The sequence below is a fragment of the Candidatus Latescibacter sp. IFSED24 genome (assembly GCF_058273205.1).
The window spans coordinates 3,165,507-3,183,311 of the sequence record NZ_CM177850.1; the positions used below are offsets into that span (position 1 = coordinate 3,165,507).

A 17,805-nucleotide genomic window follows, 5' to 3' on the forward strand; every position below is an offset into this window, starting at 1 on the left:
CGGCCGCCGATCGTTTCGGCGCCATGACTCCGGGCCCGCCCCGCGAACAGGCTGGACGATGGACCAAGAACAGCAAGCTCCCAACACGCTCTCGCTGGCCTTCAGCGAGGAGCTGTACGCCGCCTGGCGCGACGATGCGCAGTCGGTCCCCGAGAACTGGCGCCGGTACTTCGCCTCGCTCAGCCTCGGCGAGAGCATCTCGCCCGCCGACGCCGCCAGCGTGGGGCGCAGCCACGCCGATCTGGTGGAGCGCCAGAACCGGGTCGACCGCCTGATCCGCAACTACCGCGTCCGCGCCCACAACATCGCCCGGGTCAACCCGCTGGGGCCGCCGCCGCCGCCGCCCGAGGAACTGACCCTCGACTACTACGGCTTCACCGACCAGGACCTCGACCTGCCCTTCTCCGCCGGCAGCCTCGCCCCGGGCGAGTACCTGCCGCTGCGCGAGATCCTGCGGCGCCTGCAGACCACCTACACCCGGTCCATCGGCGCCCAGTTCATGCACATCGACGACATCGACTGCCGCCGCTGGCTGTTCCGCCGCATGGAGAGCTGCGAGAACCGCATCACCGTGCCCGGCGAGGATCAGGTGGAGATCCTCACGCACCTGACCGACGCGGTGCTGCTCGAGGAATTCATCCAGAAGAAGTACATCGGCGCCAAGAGCTTCTCGCTCGAGGGCGCCGAGTCGCTGATCCCGCTCCTCGCCCAGACCATCGAGCTGGCCGGCCGCCAGGGCCTCGAGGACATCGTCCTGGGCATGGCGCACCGCGGTCGGCTGAACGTGCTGGCCAACATCCTGGGCAAGAGCCCCGGCCGCATCTTCGCCGAGTTCGAGGACAAGGAGCCCGACCTCTACCTCGGCCACGGCGACGTCAAGTACCACCAGGGGCACCATCACGACTGGACCTGCAGCAACGGCCACCAGGTCCACCTGGCGCTCTGCTTCAATCCCAGCCACCTCGAGTTCGTCAACCCGGTGGCGCTGGGCCGGCTGCGCGCCAAGATGGACCGGCTCGGCGACACGGACCACGAGCGCGGCATGGCCATCCTGATCCACGGCGACGCGGCGTTCATCGGCGAGGGCATCGTCCAGGAGACGCTCAACCTCTCCGAGCTGCGCGGCTACCGCACCGGCGGTTCGCTGCACGTCATCGTCAACAACCAGATCGGCTTCACCACCGACCCCCACGACAGCCGCTCCAGCCGCTACTGCACCGACGTGGCGAAGATGCTCCAGATCCCCATCTTCCACGTCAACGGCGAGGATCCCGAGGCGGTGACCCAGGTGGTGACCCTGGCGCTGGACTACCGGCGCGAGTTCCAGCGCGACGTGGTCATCGACATGCTCTGCTACCGCCGGCGCGGCCACAACGAGAGCGACGAGCCCGCGTTCACGCAGCCGCTGCTCTACGAGCAGATCCGCAAGCGGCAGAACGTGCGCGAGGGGTACCTCCAGCACCTCGTCAAGCTCGGCGAGATCACCCGCGAGCAGGCCGACCAGATCGCCACCGAGCGGCGGCGCGTCCTCGAGGACCACTTCGCCGAGGCCCATAACGAGCAGAACCACGGCCGCGGCCCCGACGCGCGGCGCATCACCAGCGTGGCCTGGAAGCAGTACACCGGCGGCCCCGAGAGCGTGGTCCCCGACGTGCCCACCGGCGTGCCGCGCGCGGAGCTGACCGCGATCCTGGAGCAGCTCGCCGCGGTGCCCGAGGGCTTCACCCCGCACCGCAAGATCCAGCGCCTGCTGGACCAGCGCCGCCAGATGGCCGCCGGCGAGCTGCCCCTCGACTGGGCCGCCGCCGAGGCCCTGGCCATGGGCACCCTCGCCGTCGGCGGCCACCGCGTCCGGCTCAGCGGCCAGGACGCCGAGCGGGGCACCTTCAGCCACCGCCACGCCGTGCTGCACGACAGCCAGAACGGCGCGCGCCACCTCTCGCTCGCCCACCTGACCGCCGACCAGGCGCCCGTGGAGATCTTCAACAGCCCGCTCTCAGAGGCGGGCGTCCTGGGCTTCGACTACGGCTACAGCCTCAGCGCTCCCGACGCGCTGGTGATCTGGGAGGCCCAGTTCGGCGATTTCAACAACGCCGCGCAGGTGATCATCGACCAGTTCATCGCCAGCGCCGAGAGCAAGTGGCGGTTCCTGTCGGGCCTGGTCATGCTCCTGCCCCACGGCTTCGAGGGCATGGGTCCCGAGCACAGCAGCGCCCGGCTCGAGCGGTTCCTGACCCTGGCCGCCGAGGACAACCTGCAGCTGGCCCAGCCCACGACGCCGGCGCAGATGTACCACCTGCTGCGCCGCCAGGTCGAGCGCAAGTGGCGCAAGCCGCTGGTGGTGTTCACGCCCAAGAGCATGCTACGGGCCCCCGACGTGGTCTCGCCCCTGGACGACCTCACGGTGGGCGGCTTCGAGCGCATCATCGCCGACCCCCGCAAGGGCCAGAACGACGGCGAGGTCCGCGAGATCCTGATCTGCAGCGGCAAGGTGTTTTACGAGCTGGAGGGCCACCGGCAGCGCCTCGGCCGAGAGGACATGCACATCCTGCGGTTCGAGCAGCTCTATCCGCTGCCGGCCGCGCTGATCGAACGGCATCTCGATGGCTACCCCGAGCAGGCCGTCGTGCGCTGGGTCCAGGAGGAGCCCGAGAACATGGGCGCCTGGCCGTACCTCCGCTTCCGCTTCGGCGACCGCCTGCTAGGCCGCTGGGCGTTCCAGTCGGTGTGCCGACCGGTGTCCGCCTCGCCGGCCACGGGATCGCCGGCCAGCCACAAGCTCGAGCAGGAGTTGCTGCTCGCGCGGGTCTTCGGACCGGATGTGAGAAAATGACAGGCGACGAGGGTCTTTTTAATCTTAATTATGCGGCGAGGGAGGTCGCGTGCCTGGTGTGCCTCCTTCATTCCGGGGCGCCGGGGTTCGGTCAGCACTGATCGAACCCCGGCTTTGTCTTGCGTGGCTAACGCGCCAACGCGGTTAGGACGAACAACATGGCGACCGAGGTCAAAGTTCCCGAGCTGGGCGAATCCATCACCGAGGTGCAGGTGGCCGACTGGCTGAAGGGCGTGGGTGACGTGGTGGCGGTGGACGAGCCCATCGCCGAGATCGACTCGGACAAGGCCACCGTCGAGCTGCCCGCCCCGGTGGCGGGGAAGATCATCGAGATCAAGGTGGCGGCCGGCGAGTTTTGCCAGGTTGGCGACGTGGTGGTAGTGATCGACGAGAGCGCGGCTGGCGAACAGCCGGCCGCCGGCAGCACCCCCGCGGAATCCACCGCCCCCGCCCCGGCCGACGCCCCCGTCATGCCCGCCGCCCAGCGCGTCCTCGACCAGAAGGGCGTGCCCGCCGCCAGCGTCACGGGCACCGGCCCCGGCGGCCGCGTCCTCAAGGAGGACGCCCAGCGCGCCACGACCGAGAAGCCGGCGGCGCCGGCTGCCGCCCCCGCGCCGCCGCCGCCCGTCCCCACGCCGCCCGCCCGCCCCACCGGCTCGCGCGAAGAGAGCGCGCGGCCCATGAGCCCCATCCGCCGCCGCATCGCCGAGCGGCTGGTCGCGGCACAGCACAACGCGGCGCTCCTGACCACGTTCAACGAGATCGACATGAGCGCGGTCAAGCGGATGCGCTCCCAGCATCAGGACGCCTTCGTGGCGAAGTACGGGGTCAAGCTGGGCTTCATGAGCTTCTTCGCCCGCGCCACCATCGAGGCGCTCCGCCTGGTCCCCCAGCTAAACAGCGAGATCCGCGACCAGAACATCATCGAGCGCGACTACCACGACATCGGCATCGCCATCGGCAGCGGCAAGGGTCTGGTGGTGCCCGTGCTGCGCAACGCCGAGCTCATGGGCTTCGGCGAGATCGAGCAGCGCATCGCCGACCTCGCCCACCGCGCCCAGAACAAGAAGCTCGACCTGAGCGAGCTCGAGGGCGGCACCTTCACCATCAGCAACGGCGGCGTCTACGGCTCGCTGCTGTCGACCCCCATCGTCAACCCGCCCCAGAGCGGCGTCCTGGGCCTGCACGCCATCCAGGACCGCGCCGTGGTGGTGGACGGCGAGATCACCATCCGGCCCATGATGTACGTGGCCCTGACCTACGACCACCGCCTGGTCGACGGCCGCGAGGGCGTGACCTTCCTCAAGCACGTCAAGGAATGCATCGAGGCGCCGGAGAGGCTGTTGCTGGAGATCTGACCGGGACCCCGTCCATCAGGGACGGGACCGCGACGGTTCCTCCTCCAGGAACAACCGCAGGAGATCGCGTGCCTTCGGCGACCGGAAGCCGGAGCCTTGGATCGCACGATGGATCGCCAGCCCCTTGATGACCGACCAGAACAGGACCGCCATGCTTTCCGCGTCGCCGGCGCGCACGGTGCCGGCGGCCTGGCCGGCTCGGATGATCCTGGCGATGGTCTCGTAGAGCGTCCGGCGCTCGCGCTCGAGCACGGCCCGGACCGCAGGCGGCGTGGCCGCCGAGGTTGATGCCAGGGCAATCAGCAGATGGGTCCGGGCTGCATCCTCGTCCTCCTCCAGCCCCTTCAGCAACCCCCCCATGGCCAGCTTCAGCTTGTCCGCGGGCGAGATGACCAGTGTCTCGAGTCGAGCCGAGGCGGTGTTGAGCCGGGTGAGGGCGCGGTCGACGAGCTGGACGAAGATGTCGTCCTTCGACGGGAAGTAATGGTAGACCAGCCCCTGGGAGATCCCCACGGCGGCGGCGATATCCGCGATCTTGGTCGCGGCCGGGCCGCGGGCGGCGAAGAGCCCGAGAGCGGCGCTCATGATCGCTTCGTGTTGCCGGTCCCTGGCAAGCTGGTTCTGCTCGGGGTTGCGTCCCATGGCCATCCCCTCGTGATTGAATGTCCAGTCAATCTAAAAACCACCCGACGGCCCACGTCAAGACCGGGCCTGAAAAATCCCAATTCCGATCCCCCTCTTGTCCCAGGGAGAGTGTGCCCGCCCCCCAGGATACCATGCCGGACCCCGATCACCCCTCCATTCGGTAACTATCCTGCATCTCCGCATGATGAATCGTGCGTTCGCCCGGCATGGCGATGGACTCGGCGGTAGCGAACACAATCGCGATGGCATAACCTTGTCGGCTGAACGAGCACCGGTCCCCCAGCCCCGAGAGAGAGCCATGGAGCAGAAGCAGCACGATCTCGTCGTCATCGGCGCCGGCCCCGGCGGCTACGTCGCCGCCATCCGCGCCGCCCAGCTCGGCCTGGACACCGCCTGCATCGACCGCGAGCCGCGCCTCGGCGGCACCTGCCTGCGCGTGGGCTGCATCCCCAGCAAGGCGTTGCTCGAGAGCAGCGAGAAGTACCACGAGGTCAAGGCCGGTCTCGAGGGCCACGGCATCGCCACCGGCGAGGTCGGCCTGGACCTGGGCGCCATGCTCGCGCGCAAGGACAAGATCGTGGTCGACCTCACCGACGGGATCGCCGGACTCTTCAAGAAGAACAAGGTGACGCGCTACGAGGGCACCGCCCGCCTCGACGGCCCCGGCAAGGTCGTGGTCGAGGGCACCGATACGGTCACCATCAGCGCCAAGCACGTGATCATCGCCACCGGCAGCGTGCCCACCTCGCTGCCCGGCGTGGAGCTGGACGGCGACGTGGTCGGCGATTCCACCACCGCGCTGTCGTATCCCGAGGTGCCCGGTCACCTGGTGGTGATCGGCGCCGGCTACATCGGCCTCGAGCTGGGCAGCGTCTGGCGGCGTCTGGGCAGCGAGGTCACCGTGGTCGAGTATCTCGACCGCATCCTGCCCGGCACCGACAGCGAGATCGCCCGCGAGGCGCAGAAGCTGTTCAAGCGTCAGGGTATGAAGTTCGTGCTGAAGGCGCGGGTCACCGGGGTGACGCGCGAGAAGAACGGCGCCGTGGTGGAGATCGAGGGCAAGGAGCCCATCGCCGCCGACCGGGTCCTGGTGGCCGTGGGCCGCAAGCCGTACACCGACGGCCTGGGCCTGGACACCGTGGGCGTCGCCGTGAACGAGCGCGGCCAGATCCCCGTGGACGAGCGTTTCGCCACCAGCGCCGCCGGCGTCTACGCCATCGGCGACGTCATCGCCGGACCCATGCTCGCGCACAAGGCCGAGGAGGAGGGCGTGGCCTGCGTCGAGCACCTCGCCACCGGCTGGGGCCACGTCGACCACGCCATCATCCCGGGCGTCTGCTACACCGAACCCGAGATCGCCACCGTGGGCCAGACCGAGGAGCAGCTCATGGAGAGCGGCACGCCGTACCGCAAGGGCGTGTTCTTCTTCCGGGCCAACAGCCGCGCCCGGGCCATCGACCGCATCGACGGCCGCGTGAAGATCCTCGCCCACGAACAGACCGACCGCATCCTCGGCGTGCACATCATCGGCCCCGACGCCGGCCACCTCATCGCCGAGGCGGTGGCGGCCATGGCCTTCGGCGCGAGCAGCGAGGACATCGCGCGCGTCTGCCACGCGCACCCGACGCTGTCGGAGACGGTGAAGGAAGCGGCGCTGGCGGTAGACGGTCGGCAAATCCACGCCTGAGCGGATTCAGAACCCGTATTTCTCGCGCAATCGCGCGGTCTCGTCGGCGATCTGTTGATCGCTCCCGGCTCCCGCATAGGCCGTGGCCTCTCCGAGCCAAAGCACGGCCAGGGCATACCCGTCATGGCCGAACCAGCGAGCGCAGAGCGAGGCGCCGCTGAACTCGAAGAGCGGGTAGTTGTCGGTGGGGTCCATGTCGAGCAGGTCGCCGTTGTGGAACACGGCCAGTCCCTCGTTGATACCGAATCGCAACGCGTAGACGTGCCAGCCCTGCACCGGGTGGTGAACGGTCTGGATCAGGTAGGGGACGTGGCTGAACACGGTCTCCTCCCGGTTGGGCCAGCCGAACAGCATGTTGTGGCGGACGCCGTCACCGGTCCCGTGCAGGATGTAGTTGGTCATGTTCAGCCCGCTGATATCGCGGTCGCCGCTGGCGGTGGCGTAGGTCAGCCGGATCTTGCGCGGCAGACCGACCACCAGGAAGATGGTGTAGTCCTCACCAACGATCTGCGAACCGTCGAAGGTCAGCTCGCTGTGGATCACTCCATCGGGCAGGGTCAGCTCGAAGAGTTCGAGCGCGGGCCGGCCGCCGGCCATGTCGGGCAGCAGCACGGCCTGACGACCGTGCGGGAGGGCGAAGCCGCCCTCGCCCACCAGATCGGGGATGCGGACCACGTGGTCGTAGACGAACTGCGTGCTGCCGCCCACGTAATAGAACAGGCCTTCACTGTTGGTCTGCAGATCTCCGGGCAGGCGCTCGGTGTGGGCATCGGCGGCCTCGAAGCTCCAGAAGACCTCGTCGAATACCGGCGTGTAGACCTCGCAGGCGATGGCCATGAACTCGCCGTGGTTGGCCATCTGCACCGGCGCGCCATCGAGGAGCGCGACGAGGTCGGCGGTGACCGCGGGCAGCGCGGCCGGGTCCGCCGGTGCGGTCTGCAGGAACGCGGTGAGCGCGGCCTGGCCACCGGCAGCGGCGGACTCGGTGGCGTCGGCGTCGGCGCCCAGACTGAACGCCTTGAACACCACGCCGGGCAGGTCATGGACCAGCGGCTGGCCAGCTTCGGGCGCGGTGTTGGCGGCGGCGGCGGTGAAGCTGTTGGCCGCGGCGGCGATCACCTGATCCTCCGGGGCCTCTGCCTCCACCAGCACCAGCAGGAGCTGGCCGTGCTCGACGCCCGCCACCCAGGCCGGCGGGTTACCGTAGCCCATCTGGGCGAAGGTCTCCTCGTAGGTCACGCCCGGGGCGAACGCCGTGCCGCCGGTGCCGGGCGGCCTTGGCGCGGTGATCGTGTGATGCGCCCGCTTCAGGCGCACCAGGGCGCGCCCCAGGTTGTCCGTGCCGAGGGCCAGGCGCTGGCTCGCCTCGCTGGGCACGGCGCCGGCGTCGACCCCGGCGCCCAGGGCGATCTCCTGCGTGCCGTGAACCGCGCGCACGGCGACCACCCAGTCGCCGGGAGCGGCTGCGCCCAGGTCCGCCAGGGTGCGCGCGCGCCAGGCCGCCACCGAATCGGCCGCCATGGCGGCCACCGCACCGGAGTGCTCGCTGCCGTCGGCCAGCGTCAGGGTGAGCACTCCGCCGCTGCGCGCAGCGTCCACGATGGGCGGCACGAGCAGCGTCCGGTGCGCACCCTGGAGCACCGCGCCGGCATGGTGACGGTCGGGATCCGGGGCCAGCATCGTCAGGCTGTCGACGACCATGGTCTGCATGACCTCGTACTCGGTGCAGCGCAAGTCGGTGCCGGTGGAGTCGAAGCGCATCTGGGCGAACACCGAGGAATCGGCCACCACCACGTCGAAGGGCCCGGACTGCCGGACGGCGTGCTCGGGGGTGAGAGCGGTGGAAGGCGTATCTGGATCGGTGGAATCGCTGGAGCTGCAGGCCAGCACGAGCGGCAGCACCATCATCAGCGCGAAGGCCGCGGCACGGAGAATGCGAATGGATATGTTCATCAAAGGCCTCCCGACAAGACCTGAGGATCCTGGGTCACCCTGTTCTGTTTCGCAATCCCCTACCGACAAGTTACGGAATCGAGACACATCCTGGCCATAGCCAGTCTGCAATCAGGTGACCTTTGACCTGAGAACGCGCTCCCAGTAGACTGCCGCCGAACCCCCAGCCCCGGAGGCCCCCATGCGCGAGATCGTCCACACCGACCAGGCGCCCGCCGCCATCGGCCCCTATAGCCAGGGCGTCGGCGTGTGCAAGATCGTCTTCACCGCCATGCAGATCGCTCTCGACCCGGAGACCGGCGAGCTCGTCGGCCGCGATCACGCCGAACAGGCGCGCCGCTGCCTCGAGAACGTGGCGGCTATCCTCGCGGCCGGCGGCGGCAGCCTGCCCACCGCCCTGAAGGTCACCGTCTACCTCACCGACCTGGCCGCGTTCGGCGCGGTGAACGAGGTGTACGCCGGCTTCGTGGGCGACGAGCCGCCGGCGCGCGCCGTGGTCGAGGTCGCGGCGCTGCCCAAGGGCGCCCTGGTGGCCATCGAGGCGGTCGGCATCCAGTCCTGAAGCCTTCCACGAGAGGAACGAGCCATGCCCCTGCTGCTATCGCGCGACGATGTCGCCAGCGTCCTGACCATGCCCGCCTGCATCGATGCCGTGGAGGCCGCCTTCGCCGCCCTGGCCCGCGGCGAGGCCGACATGCCCCAGCGTGCGGTGATCAAGGTCCCCGACCACCACGGCCTGTTCCTGGGCATGCCCGCCTACCTGGGTGGCGCGCAGGAATGCCTGGGCCTGAAGCTGGTCACGGTCTATCCCGACAACCCGGCCAAGCACGGCCTGGCCACCACCCTGGGCACGCTCATGCTCTGCGATCCCCGGACCGGCGCGGTGACCGCCATCATGGACGCCGGCTACCTCACCGCCGTGCGCACCGGCGCGGCCAGCGGCGTGGCCACCCGGTACCTGGCCCGCGAGGACGCCACCGTCTGCACCGTGTTCGGCGCGGGCGTGCAGGCGCGCAAGCAGCTCGAGGCGGTGCACCACGTGCGGCCGCTCACCAGGGCGTACGTGCTCGACGTGGCGGCGGACGCCCGCGAGGCCTTCGCCCGCGACCTGTCCGCCGAGCTGGGCATCGCGGTCGAGGCCACCGCGGACGCCGAAGCCGCCGTCCGCGGCGCCGACATCATCGTCACCGCCACCAGCAGCCCCACCCCCATCCTCGACGGCGACTGGCTCGAGCCCGGCACCCACATCAACAACATCGGCTCGCACGCCCCGACCACCCGCGAGCTGGACACCGCCACCGTGGCGCGCAGCTACTTCGTGGCCGACCTCAAGGCCGCCAACCTGGCCGAGGCCGGCGACATCCTCATCCCCATCTCGGAAGGCGCCGTTGGCGAGGATCACATCAAGGCGAGCCTGGGCGAGGTCGTCATCGGCGAGAAGCCCGGCCGCACCGACGCCGGGCAGATCACCGTGTTCAAGAGCTGCGGCCTGGCGATCCAGGACGTGAGCACGGCGCTGGCGGTGGTCTCCGCGGCGCGGGCCCGGGGCGTGGGGACCGAGGTCGCGCTATAGATCCGCAGGCCTGCCGCGGCGGAACGCGATGGGGCGGGGACCAGGTCTCGTCGACCTGGCCCCCGCCGGCCCCCGCCGGACACTCCGGCAGCCACCTCTTGCCAGGTCGCCTGCCAGACCGGACCTTGAGGTCAGACACGACCCCCGACCGGAGCCCGACCCCGTGACCCACGCCGCCTTGCGCGCCGCCGCCCGCCTCTTCCAGGCGCTCCCCGAGCCCGCCGCCCTGCGCCTGGGCCGGCGCCTTGGCCTGGTTTGGCACGACGTGCTGCGCCTGCGCCGCCGCCAGGTGGATAGCGGCCTCGCGCAGGCCTTCGGCGATGAACTCGACGCGCGCCAGCGCGGCCGCCTCCGCCGCGCCAACTTCGCGCACTACGGCACCATCCTCGCCGAGTTCCTCCGCCTGCCGCTCCTCTCGGACACCGCCCTGCTCGCCCGCTTCGAGGTCGCCGGCCTGGAGAACGTCCACCGCGCCCTGGCCCGCGGCCGGGGCCTCATCGTGCTCACCGCCCACGTGGGCAACTGGGAATACCTGGCCGCCGCCCAGGCCGCCTGGGGCCTGGGCATCGCGGTGATCACCCGCCACGCCCACCAGCCCGGGGTCGACCGCTTCTGGCAGGACCTGCGCCGCGCCCGCGGCGTGCGCTTCCTCGAGAACTACCGCAGCCTGCGCGACGTCCTGCGCCGCCTGCGCCAGGGCGGCGCCGTGGGCATGTCCATCGACCAGAACGAGGGCGGCACCACCGGCGCGCGGGTCGACTTCTTCGGCCGCGAGGCCGGCACGGTGAAGGCGCCCGCGCTGCTCTCAGCGCGGACGGGGTGTCCAGTGATCATGGCGCTCTCGTGGCGCAGCGCGGACGGCCGGCATCACGCCGCGTTCAGCGAGGAGATCGCGCCGTGCACCGGTGGCGACCTGGCCGAGACGGTGGATCGGACCACGCGCCGTTACAACGAGCTGCTCGAGGACTTCGTGCGCGCGCATCCCGAGCAGTGGACGTGGGTGCACCGGCGGTGGAAGCCGGCCTGATCGCGCGCCGGATGGCAGGATATCCTGGATCGCGCCGCGGCATTCGGTTATCATTGCCGTTCTACACAGCGAAGGGTGAACCATGTTCCTCTGGCTTCACCGGCAATGAGGGCCCGCTCCATGCTTGGCGGTCCGTCGAGCCCGGTCACCACGAACCCATCCCGGGGGCTTCACTGCCTGACCCCGGTCCTTGCCCTGCCCAGCCTCTTTTTTCTCCACACCTCCAGCGATCCTGACCCGCGCCGCGCCCTGCGCCCGGCGCTCCACTCCGCCTGCCCTGAAAGGAACCTCTCCATGCGTCCACTCCGCACGCTCCTGCCCTGTCTGCTCGCCCTCGTCGCCTTCACCCTGCTCGCCGGCTGCGGCGGCGAGAAGACCGAGACCACCACCGAACAAGGCGCTGCGAGCGGCCCCCTCGCCGCCTTCGACGGCCTCTCCGGCACGCTCGACATCGCCGGCGGCACGGCCCACATCCCGGTGATGAACGCGGCCGCCCAGGCCATCATGGCCCACAACCCGCAGATCCGGATCACCGTGGCCGGCGGCGGCAGCGGGGTCGGCGTGCAGAAGGTGGGCGAGGGCCTGGTCCAGATCGGCAACACGGGCCGGCCGCTTTCGGACGAGGAGAAGGCGCAGTACGGCCTCCAGTCGTGGCCCTTCGCCATCGACGGGGTCTGCGCCGTGGTGCATCCCGACAACCCGGTCGCGGCGCTCTCCGGCGACCAGCTGCGCGACCTCTTCGCCGGCAAGATCACGAGCTGGCGCGACGTCGGCGGCCCCGACACCCCGGTCCATCTGTTCACCCGCGACGAGGCCAGCGGCACGCGCAAGGTGTTCTGGAAGATCGCGCTGCAGAAGGGCGAGATCGCCGCCAGCGCCAACGTGGTGGCGAGCAACGGCGCCATGAAGACCGCGGTGGCCGGCGACCCGGCGGCGCTCGGCTACGTGAGCATCGGGCACCTGGACGACCAGCTCAAGGCGCCCGACCTCGACGGCGTGGCCGTCACCCAGGACAACGCCGCCGGCGGCGTCTACCCCGTGGTGCGCAGGCTGTACATGAACACCAAGGGCGAGCCGACCCCGCTCTGCCGCGCGTTCATCGCCTACGTCACCGGTCCCGCCGGTCGCGAGATCGTCCGCCAGAGCGGCTACCTGCCGCTGCCGGAGTAGCGCGACGTGGCCGGGCCGGGTCGCCGTCTCGATCGCTGGCTGGACCGGCTCGCTAGCGCCGCCGCCGCGCTGGCGGGCGCCTCGGCGCTGGCCATCGTGGGCTTCATCCTGGCCTCGGCCTGGCCGCTGCTCACGAGCGGCGCGCTGGGCTCCATCCTGACGGGGACGTGGCGACCCTTCGCCGCGTCCCCGTCCTACGGCATCGGCGCCATGATCGCGGCGTCGGCGCTGCTCTCGGCGCTCGCCGTGGCGCTGGCCTTCCCCGCCGCCCTGGGCCTCGTGGGCTGCATCCACGCCGTCGGTCCGCGCCGTCTCGGCCGCGGCGTGCTCGGCGTGGTGCAGTTCATGACGAGCATCCCCACCGTGGTCTACGGCTTCGTGGCGGTGATGCTGCTGGTGCCCCGGATCCGGCAGTTGGGCGCGGTCGGCTCGGGCTACTGCCTGCTGGCGGCGATCCTGACCCTCGCCCTGCTCATCCTGCCGACCATCGTGCTGGTGATCCACGCGCGCCTGGGTCAGCTCGCCCCGCCGCTCCTGCGCACGGGCCAGGCGCTGGGCATGACCCCGGTGCAGGCGCTGCTGGGCGTGGTCTTCCCCGCGGCCCGGCGCAGCCTGACCACCGCGCTGGTGCTGGGCTTCTGCCGCGCCATCGGCGACACGCTGGTGGCCTTGATGGTGGCGGGCAACGCGCCCCAGCTCCCGGACTCGCTACTCGACTCGGTGCGCACGCTCACCGCGCACATCGCCCTGGTCCTGGCCACCGACAGCTTCAGCCCCGAGTACCGCTCGATCAGCGCCGCCGCGCTGCTCCTGTTCCTGCTCACCGCGCTGCTCAGCGTGGTGGTGCGCCGACTCGAGAGCAGGACCCCGTCATGAGCCGACCGCGCGCCCCCCACCTGTTCACCGTCTTCGCCTGCACCGCCGGCGGGCTGACGGTGGCCAGCGTGCTGCTCCTGCTGGGATTCCTGTTGTTCCGGGGCGGCCATCTGCTGCGCCCGGCTCTGCTATTCGGCGATGTATCCTGGTACGACGCCGTGTTCCGCGGCCATCCCGTGTTCGACGGGATCTGGCCGGCGCTGGCCGGCACGCTCTGGCTGGTCGTCGGCGCCGCCGCCCTGGCCATCCCGGTGGGCATCCTCGCCGGGATCCACCTCGCCGAGGCCGGCCGCGGTCGGGCCGGCGATCTGATCCGCCTCGGGGTCGACCTCCTCGCCGGCGTGCCCTCCATCATCATGGGCCTCTTCGGCTTCGGCCTGATCCTGATCCTGCGCCGCACGCTGCTGCCCGGGGCCAACACCTCGCTCCTGCTGGCCATGGTCTGCCTGGCCCTGCTGGTGCTGCCGTACCTGGTCAAGACCACCGAGGCCGCGCTGGCCGGCCTGCCCGCCTCACTCCGGCTCACGGGTCCCGCGCTGGGCCTGACCCGCTGGCAAGCGCTGCGGCGCATCAAGCTGCCCGCCGCCCGTGGCGGGATCCTGGGCGGCGTGATCCTGGCCATCGGCCGCATCGCCGAGGACACCGCGGTCATCCTCATGACCGGCGTGGTGGCCAATACCGGGCTGGCCGGCTCGCTCACCGGCAAGTTCCAGGCGCTCCCCTTCGACATCTACTACCTGGCGGCCGAGTACCAGGGCCCCGCCGACCTGGAGCGCGCGTTCGGCACCGCGCTGGTCCTGCTCCTGTTGACCGGGTCGCTGCTGATCCTGGCCCACCTCGTCCGCCGCAAGCTCGACCTGCAGGAAGGCCGCGAGACATGACCGGACCGGACTCGACCACGCCGTCCATCACGATCCGTGGACTCACCATCCACGCCCAGGGCCGTCCGGTGCTGCAGGACGTCTCGCTGGACTTCGCGGCGGGACGCACGCACGTGGTGGTGGGGCCCTCGGGGTCGGGCAAGACCACGCTGCTGCGCGCCATCAACCGGCTGAACGAGCTGTATCCGGGGTACCGGATCCGGGGCGAGGTGGTCGTGCCCTGGCGCGGCGAGGGCGCGCCCACGCGGTCGGTCTACCACGACGCCTACCCCGTGGAGGAACTGCGCCGCCGGGTCGGCATGGTGTTCCAGAATCCCAACGTGCTGCCGGTGACGATCCGCGAGAACTTCCTCGTCCCCCTGCGCGCCACCCACGGCCTGGATCGGCCGGCCATGGACGCCCGCATGCTGGAGGCGCTCGGCGAGGTGCAGCTCCTGGCCGAGGTCCACGACCGGCTCGACGAGCCCGCCACCCGGCTCTCGGGCGGCCAGCAGCAACGGCTCTGCCTGGCGCGGGCGCTGGCGCTGCGGCCCACGGCGCTGCTCCTGGACGAGCCCACCGCCAACCTCGACTTCCGCGCCACTACGCACATCGAGAACCTGATCGCCGAGCTGAAGACCCGGTACATCCTGGTGGTGGTCTCGCACAGCCTGGCCCAGACCGCGCGGATCGCCGACCGGGTGGTGCTGCTGCAGGAAGGGCGGGTGCGGGTGGACGAGGCGGTGGCGTCGCGGGACGGGGCCAACGCCTTGATGGAGAAGGTGCGGCGGATCTGAAGCGTGATCCCCCGGCACGCCCCCAGTCTTGACCTTGGCTTCCCACGCCTTTCTGCTATCCTCCATACCGGTCAAGATCACACCCGTAAGCCGGCGAACGGAGGAGTCCATGACGAGAGCCATGCCCACCCCCAAGCATCTCTGGATCATCGGCGCCATCACGTTGCTCTGGAACCTGATGGGCGCCTACGATTACCTCATGACCCAGACCGAGAACGAGGCCTACATGGCCAAGTTCGACCAGGCGCAGCTCGACTACTTCTACGGCTTCCCCTTCTGGGTCGAGGTCTTCTGGGCCCTCGCCGTGTGGGGCAGCGTCCTCGGCAGCATCCTGCTCTTGATGCGCAAGCGCCTGGCCGTCCCCGTGTTCCTGGTGTCGTTCATCTCCATGGTGATCACGGCGGTCTACAACTTCGGGCTCTCCAGCGGCCTGGAGGTGATGGGCACCTCGGGATTGCTCTTCTCGGTGGTCATCTTCCTGGTGGCGCTCGGCCTGTGGCTCTATGCGCGGGCGATGCAGCGGCGGGACGTGCTGGTCTGAGCCGACAAGATCGCGACCGGAGGAATCTTCCTGATGCACCGTTCTCGCCGCGCCTGGCTCCACCGACTCGGCCGCATCCTTTTGATCGTTCTCGCCGCGTTGGGCGCGCTCTGTCTGGCCGCCGCCCTGACCGGCGTCCTCGCCCTGCGCGGCAGCCTGCCCCGGCTCGACGGCGAGGTCGCCCTGTCCGGCCTCGCCAATCCGGTGACCGTCAGCCGCGACAGCCTCGGCGTCCCCGACCTCCAGGCCCAGGACCGTCGCGACGCCGCCTTCGCCCTGGGCTTCCTCCACGCCCAGGACCGCTTCTTCCAGATGGACTTGCAGCGCCGCGGCGCCGCCGGCGAACTGGCCGCCCTGCTGGGCCCCGCGCTCCTCGACATCGATCGCGACACCCGTCGCCACCGCTTCCGGACCCGCGCCGAGCAGGTGGTCGCCGCCACCCGCGGCCAGGACCGGGAGATCCTCCTCGCCTATGCCGACGGGGTGAACGCCGGCCTGGACGACGTCGCGGTCCGCCCCTTCGAGTACCTGCTCCTGCGGCAACGGCCCCAGCCCTGGCGCCCCGCCGACACCATCCTCACGCTGCACGTCATGTTCCTCGACCTGAGCCTCTCGGTGGCGCACACCGAGGCCGCCTGGGCCACCGTCCGCGACAACCTGCCGCCGGCGCTCGCCACCTTCCTGCTGCCCCGCAGCAACCGCTGGGACGCGCCGCTGCAGGCCGCGCCCGTGCCCGGCGTGGTCCTCCCCGACCCGGCCGACTGCGATGTCCGCCTTTGGACCTTCGGCGACCGCAGCTACGAGGAGGTCCGCCGCGAGGAGGCCGGCCCCACCCGCCACGACACCGCTGGCAGCAACAACTGGGCGATCGCCGGCGCGCTCACCGGCCACGGCGGCGCCATCCTGGCCAACGACATGCATCTGGCCCACAACCTGCCCAACATCTGGTACCGCGCCCGCCTGAGCTGGCCCGAGGGCGACGGCCGCCGCGCCGTGGTGGGCGTCACCCTGCCCGGCGCCCCGGTGCTGGTGGCCGGCAGCAACGGCCAGGTGGCCTGGGGCTTCACCAACAGCTTCGGCGACTGGGCCGACCTGGTGATCCTGGAGACCGACCCGGCAGATCCCGCGCGCTACCGCACCCCCGACGGCTGGCGGGAGATGGAGCGCATCCCCGAGATCATTGCCGTGGCCGGCGCGGAGCCGGACACGTTGTGGGTCGAGGAGACCGTGTGGGGCCCGGTCTGGACCACCGACACCCGGGGCCGCCGCCTCGTGCTGCGCTGGACCGCCCACGACACCGCGGCCGTGAACCTGAACCTCCGCCGCCTGGAGACCGCGCCCGACGTGGACGCCGTGCTGGCGGCGGCCGGCACCATCGGCATCCCGCAGCAGAACCTGGTCTGCGCCGACCGCCAGGGGCGCATCGCCTGGACCATCGCCGGCCCCATCCCCCGCCGCGTGGGCTGGGATGGCCGCTTGCCCGCGTCCTGGGCCGACGGCACCTGCCGCTGGGACGGCTACGGTGACCCGGCCGACCAGCCGCGGATCGTCGACCCCCAGGAGGGCCGGCTGTGGACTGCCAACAACCGGGTGAACGCCGGCGCGGACCTGCAGACCATCGGCGACGGCGGCTACGCGCTGGGCGCCCGCGCGCGCCAGATCCGCGACGACCTGCGCGCGCTGGAACGCCCGCTGGAGCCCGACCTCCTCCGGGTCCAGCTCGACGACCGCGCGCTCATGCTCGCCGAGTGGCGCGACCTGATCCTGGCGGTCCTCGAGCGGGCACGACCCGCCGCGGGTTCGCCCCGCGCCGAATTCGCGCGCTGCGTGCGCGAGGACTGGTCGGGACGCGCCGACGTGGCGTCGGTGGCCTACCGGCTGGTGCGCGGCTGCGTCTTCCAGTGCATCGACGACGTCTACGACCTGCTCACCGCCGGCTGCACGGCCGCCGACCCGGACTTCCGCGCGTCCTGGCTGCCGTTCCGCCACGCGGTGACCTGGGAGATCCTGCAGGCCCGTCCCGCGCACCTGCTCCCGCCGTGGAGTACCGACTGGGACGATTTCGTCCTGCAGGCCGTGGACCGGATCATGGACTACGCCGTGGGCGGCGAGCGCCGGCTCGCCGACTTCACCTGGGGCGCCCGCAACCAGGTGGCGGTGGCCCATCCCTACGTCCGGGTGGCGCCCTGGCTTGCACGCTGGCTCGCGGTGCCGCCCCGGGCCATGCCCGGCGACTCGTTCATGCCGCGGGTCCAGCACCCGCGCAGTGGGGCCAGCGAGCGGCTGGTCGTCTCGCCCGGACGCGAGCAGGACGGGATCCTGCACATGCCGGGCGGGCAGTCGGGGCACCCGTGGTCGCCGTTCTTCCGGGCGGGGCACGAGAACTGGGTAACGGGGAAGGGGACGGGGTTGTTGCCCGGGCCCGCCGTCCATCGACTGGAGCTGGCGCCCCGACCATAGGCGCGCGGCGAGGAACGCAGACTCT

The 17,805-nt window shown here is 70.9% G+C and carries 14 protein-coding genes; 12 read left to right on the top strand and 2 right to left on the bottom strand.

All coding sequences use genetic code 11. The features are described from left to right. Window positions 1-58: 58 nt before the first annotated feature. The gene (locus IFSED24_RS12855; protein ID WP_491331870.1) at window positions 59-2,833 is read left to right on the top strand and encodes a 2-oxoglutarate dehydrogenase E1 component; all 2,775 of its coding nucleotides are present in this window, start codon (window positions 59-61) and stop codon (window positions 2,831-2,833) included. A gap of 158 nt (window positions 2,834-2,991) precedes the next feature. Continuing rightward, window positions 2,992-4,191, top strand: coding sequence for a 2-oxoglutarate dehydrogenase complex dihydrolipoyllysine-residue succinyltransferase (odhB, locus tag IFSED24_RS12860; protein ID WP_491331871.1), 1,200 nt, complete (start codon window positions 2,992-2,994; stop codon window positions 4,189-4,191). Window positions 4,192-4,206: 15 nt separating this feature from the next. Here odhB and IFSED24_RS12865 read toward each other — a convergent pair whose 3' ends face one another. Then, the gene (locus tag IFSED24_RS12865; RefSeq protein ID WP_491331872.1) at window positions 4,207-4,833 is read right to left on the bottom strand and encodes a TetR/AcrR family transcriptional regulator; all 627 of its coding nucleotides are present in this window, start codon (window positions 4,831-4,833) and stop codon (window positions 4,207-4,209) included. 301 nt (window positions 4,834-5,134) lie between these two features. On the opposite strand from IFSED24_RS12865, the gene lpdA reads away from it, so the two are divergent. Then, entirely contained in the window at window positions 5,135-6,523 is a 1,389-nt protein-coding gene (gene lpdA / locus IFSED24_RS12870; RefSeq protein WP_491331873.1) for a dihydrolipoyl dehydrogenase, read from the top strand. 6 nt (window positions 6,524-6,529) lie between these two features. On the opposite strand, the gene IFSED24_RS12875 is transcribed toward lpdA, so the two are convergent. Further along, on the bottom strand, window positions 6,530-8,476 hold the full coding sequence (locus IFSED24_RS12875) for a hypothetical protein (protein WP_491331874.1): 1,947 nt from the start codon (window positions 8,474-8,476) through the stop codon (window positions 6,530-6,532). A 181-nt stretch (window positions 8,477-8,657) separates the two neighbouring features. Between IFSED24_RS12875 and IFSED24_RS12880 the strand changes: the two genes are divergently transcribed. The 9 genes from IFSED24_RS12880 (at window position 8,658) to IFSED24_RS12920 (ending at window position 17,780) form a co-directional block, all read left to right on the top strand. Then, on the top strand, window positions 8,658-9,038 hold the full coding sequence (locus IFSED24_RS12880) for a Rid family detoxifying hydrolase (RefSeq protein ID WP_491331875.1): 381 nt from the start codon (window positions 8,658-8,660) through the stop codon (window positions 9,036-9,038). Between the two features lie 24 nt (window positions 9,039-9,062). Beyond that, a complete protein-coding gene (locus IFSED24_RS12885) occupies window positions 9,063-10,049 on the top strand; it encodes an ornithine cyclodeaminase family protein (RefSeq protein WP_491331876.1) in 987 nt (328 codons plus the stop codon). A gap of 163 nt (window positions 10,050-10,212) precedes the next feature. Then, on the top strand, window positions 10,213-11,076 hold the full coding sequence (locus tag IFSED24_RS12890) for a lysophospholipid acyltransferase family protein (RefSeq protein ID WP_491331877.1): 864 nt from the start codon (window positions 10,213-10,215) through the stop codon (window positions 11,074-11,076). A gap of 294 nt (window positions 11,077-11,370) precedes the next feature. Further along, window positions 11,371-12,246, top strand: a complete 876-nt coding sequence (locus tag IFSED24_RS12895) for a phosphate ABC transporter substrate-binding protein (RefSeq protein WP_491331878.1) — start codon at window positions 11,371-11,373, stop codon at window positions 12,244-12,246. 6 nt (window positions 12,247-12,252) lie between these two features. Beyond that, window positions 12,253-13,122, top strand: coding sequence for a PstC family ABC transporter permease (locus IFSED24_RS12900; protein ID WP_491331879.1), 870 nt, complete (start codon window positions 12,253-12,255; stop codon window positions 13,120-13,122). Beyond that, on the top strand, window positions 13,119-14,003 hold the full coding sequence (locus tag IFSED24_RS12905) for a PstA family ABC transporter permease (RefSeq protein ID WP_491331880.1): 885 nt from the start codon (window positions 13,119-13,121) through the stop codon (window positions 14,001-14,003). Before IFSED24_RS12900 ends, IFSED24_RS12905 begins: the two co-directional genes overlap by 4 nt. Next, window positions 14,000-14,779, top strand: a complete 780-nt coding sequence (locus IFSED24_RS12910; RefSeq protein ID WP_491331881.1) for a phosphate ABC transporter ATP-binding protein — start codon at window positions 14,000-14,002, stop codon at window positions 14,777-14,779. The genes IFSED24_RS12905 and IFSED24_RS12910 overlap by 4 nt, the downstream gene beginning before the upstream one ends. Window positions 14,780-14,888: 109 nt before the next feature. Continuing rightward, window positions 14,889-15,320: a hypothetical protein gene (locus IFSED24_RS12915; protein ID WP_491331882.1), complete on the top strand. Its 432-nt coding sequence runs from the start codon at window positions 14,889-14,891 to the stop codon at window positions 15,318-15,320. A 33-nt stretch (window positions 15,321-15,353) separates the two neighbouring features. Next, a complete protein-coding gene (locus tag IFSED24_RS12920; RefSeq protein ID WP_491331883.1) occupies window positions 15,354-17,780 on the top strand; it encodes a penicillin acylase family protein in 2,427 nt (808 codons plus the stop codon). Window positions 17,781-17,805: the final 25 nt, after the last annotated feature.

What these genes read in the sequence shown, in the direction of transcription:
- IFSED24_RS12855 (WP_491331870.1), top strand. Translation starts at nt 59, where the DNA reads ATGGACCAAGAACAGCAAGCTCCCAACACGCTCTCGCTGGCCTTCAGC.
- odhB (WP_491331871.1), top strand. Translation starts at nt 2,992, where the DNA reads ATGGCGACCGAGGTCAAAGTTCCCGAGCTGGGCGAATCCATCACCGAG.
- IFSED24_RS12865 (WP_491331872.1), bottom strand. Translation starts at nt 4,833, where the DNA reads ATGGGACGCAACCCCGAGCAGAACCAGCTTGCCAGGGACCGGCAACAC.
- lpdA (WP_491331873.1), top strand. Translation starts at nt 5,135, where the DNA reads ATGGAGCAGAAGCAGCACGATCTCGTCGTCATCGGCGCCGGCCCCGGC.
- IFSED24_RS12875 (WP_491331874.1), bottom strand. Translation starts at nt 8,476, where the DNA reads ATGAACATATCCATTCGCATTCTCCGTGCCGCGGCCTTCGCGCTGATG.
- IFSED24_RS12880 (WP_491331875.1), top strand. Translation starts at nt 8,658, where the DNA reads ATGCGCGAGATCGTCCACACCGACCAGGCGCCCGCCGCCATCGGCCCC.
- IFSED24_RS12885 (WP_491331876.1), top strand. Translation starts at nt 9,063, where the DNA reads ATGCCCCTGCTGCTATCGCGCGACGATGTCGCCAGCGTCCTGACCATG.
- IFSED24_RS12895 (WP_491331878.1), top strand. Translation starts at nt 11,371, where the DNA reads ATGCGTCCACTCCGCACGCTCCTGCCCTGTCTGCTCGCCCTCGTCGCC.
- IFSED24_RS12905 (WP_491331880.1), top strand. Translation starts at nt 13,119, where the DNA reads ATGAGCCGACCGCGCGCCCCCCACCTGTTCACCGTCTTCGCCTGCACC.
- IFSED24_RS12910 (WP_491331881.1), top strand. Translation starts at nt 14,000, where the DNA reads ATGACCGGACCGGACTCGACCACGCCGTCCATCACGATCCGTGGACTC.
- IFSED24_RS12915 (WP_491331882.1), top strand. Translation starts at nt 14,889, where the DNA reads ATGACGAGAGCCATGCCCACCCCCAAGCATCTCTGGATCATCGGCGCC.
- IFSED24_RS12920 (WP_491331883.1), top strand. Translation starts at nt 15,354, where the DNA reads ATGCACCGTTCTCGCCGCGCCTGGCTCCACCGACTCGGCCGCATCCTT.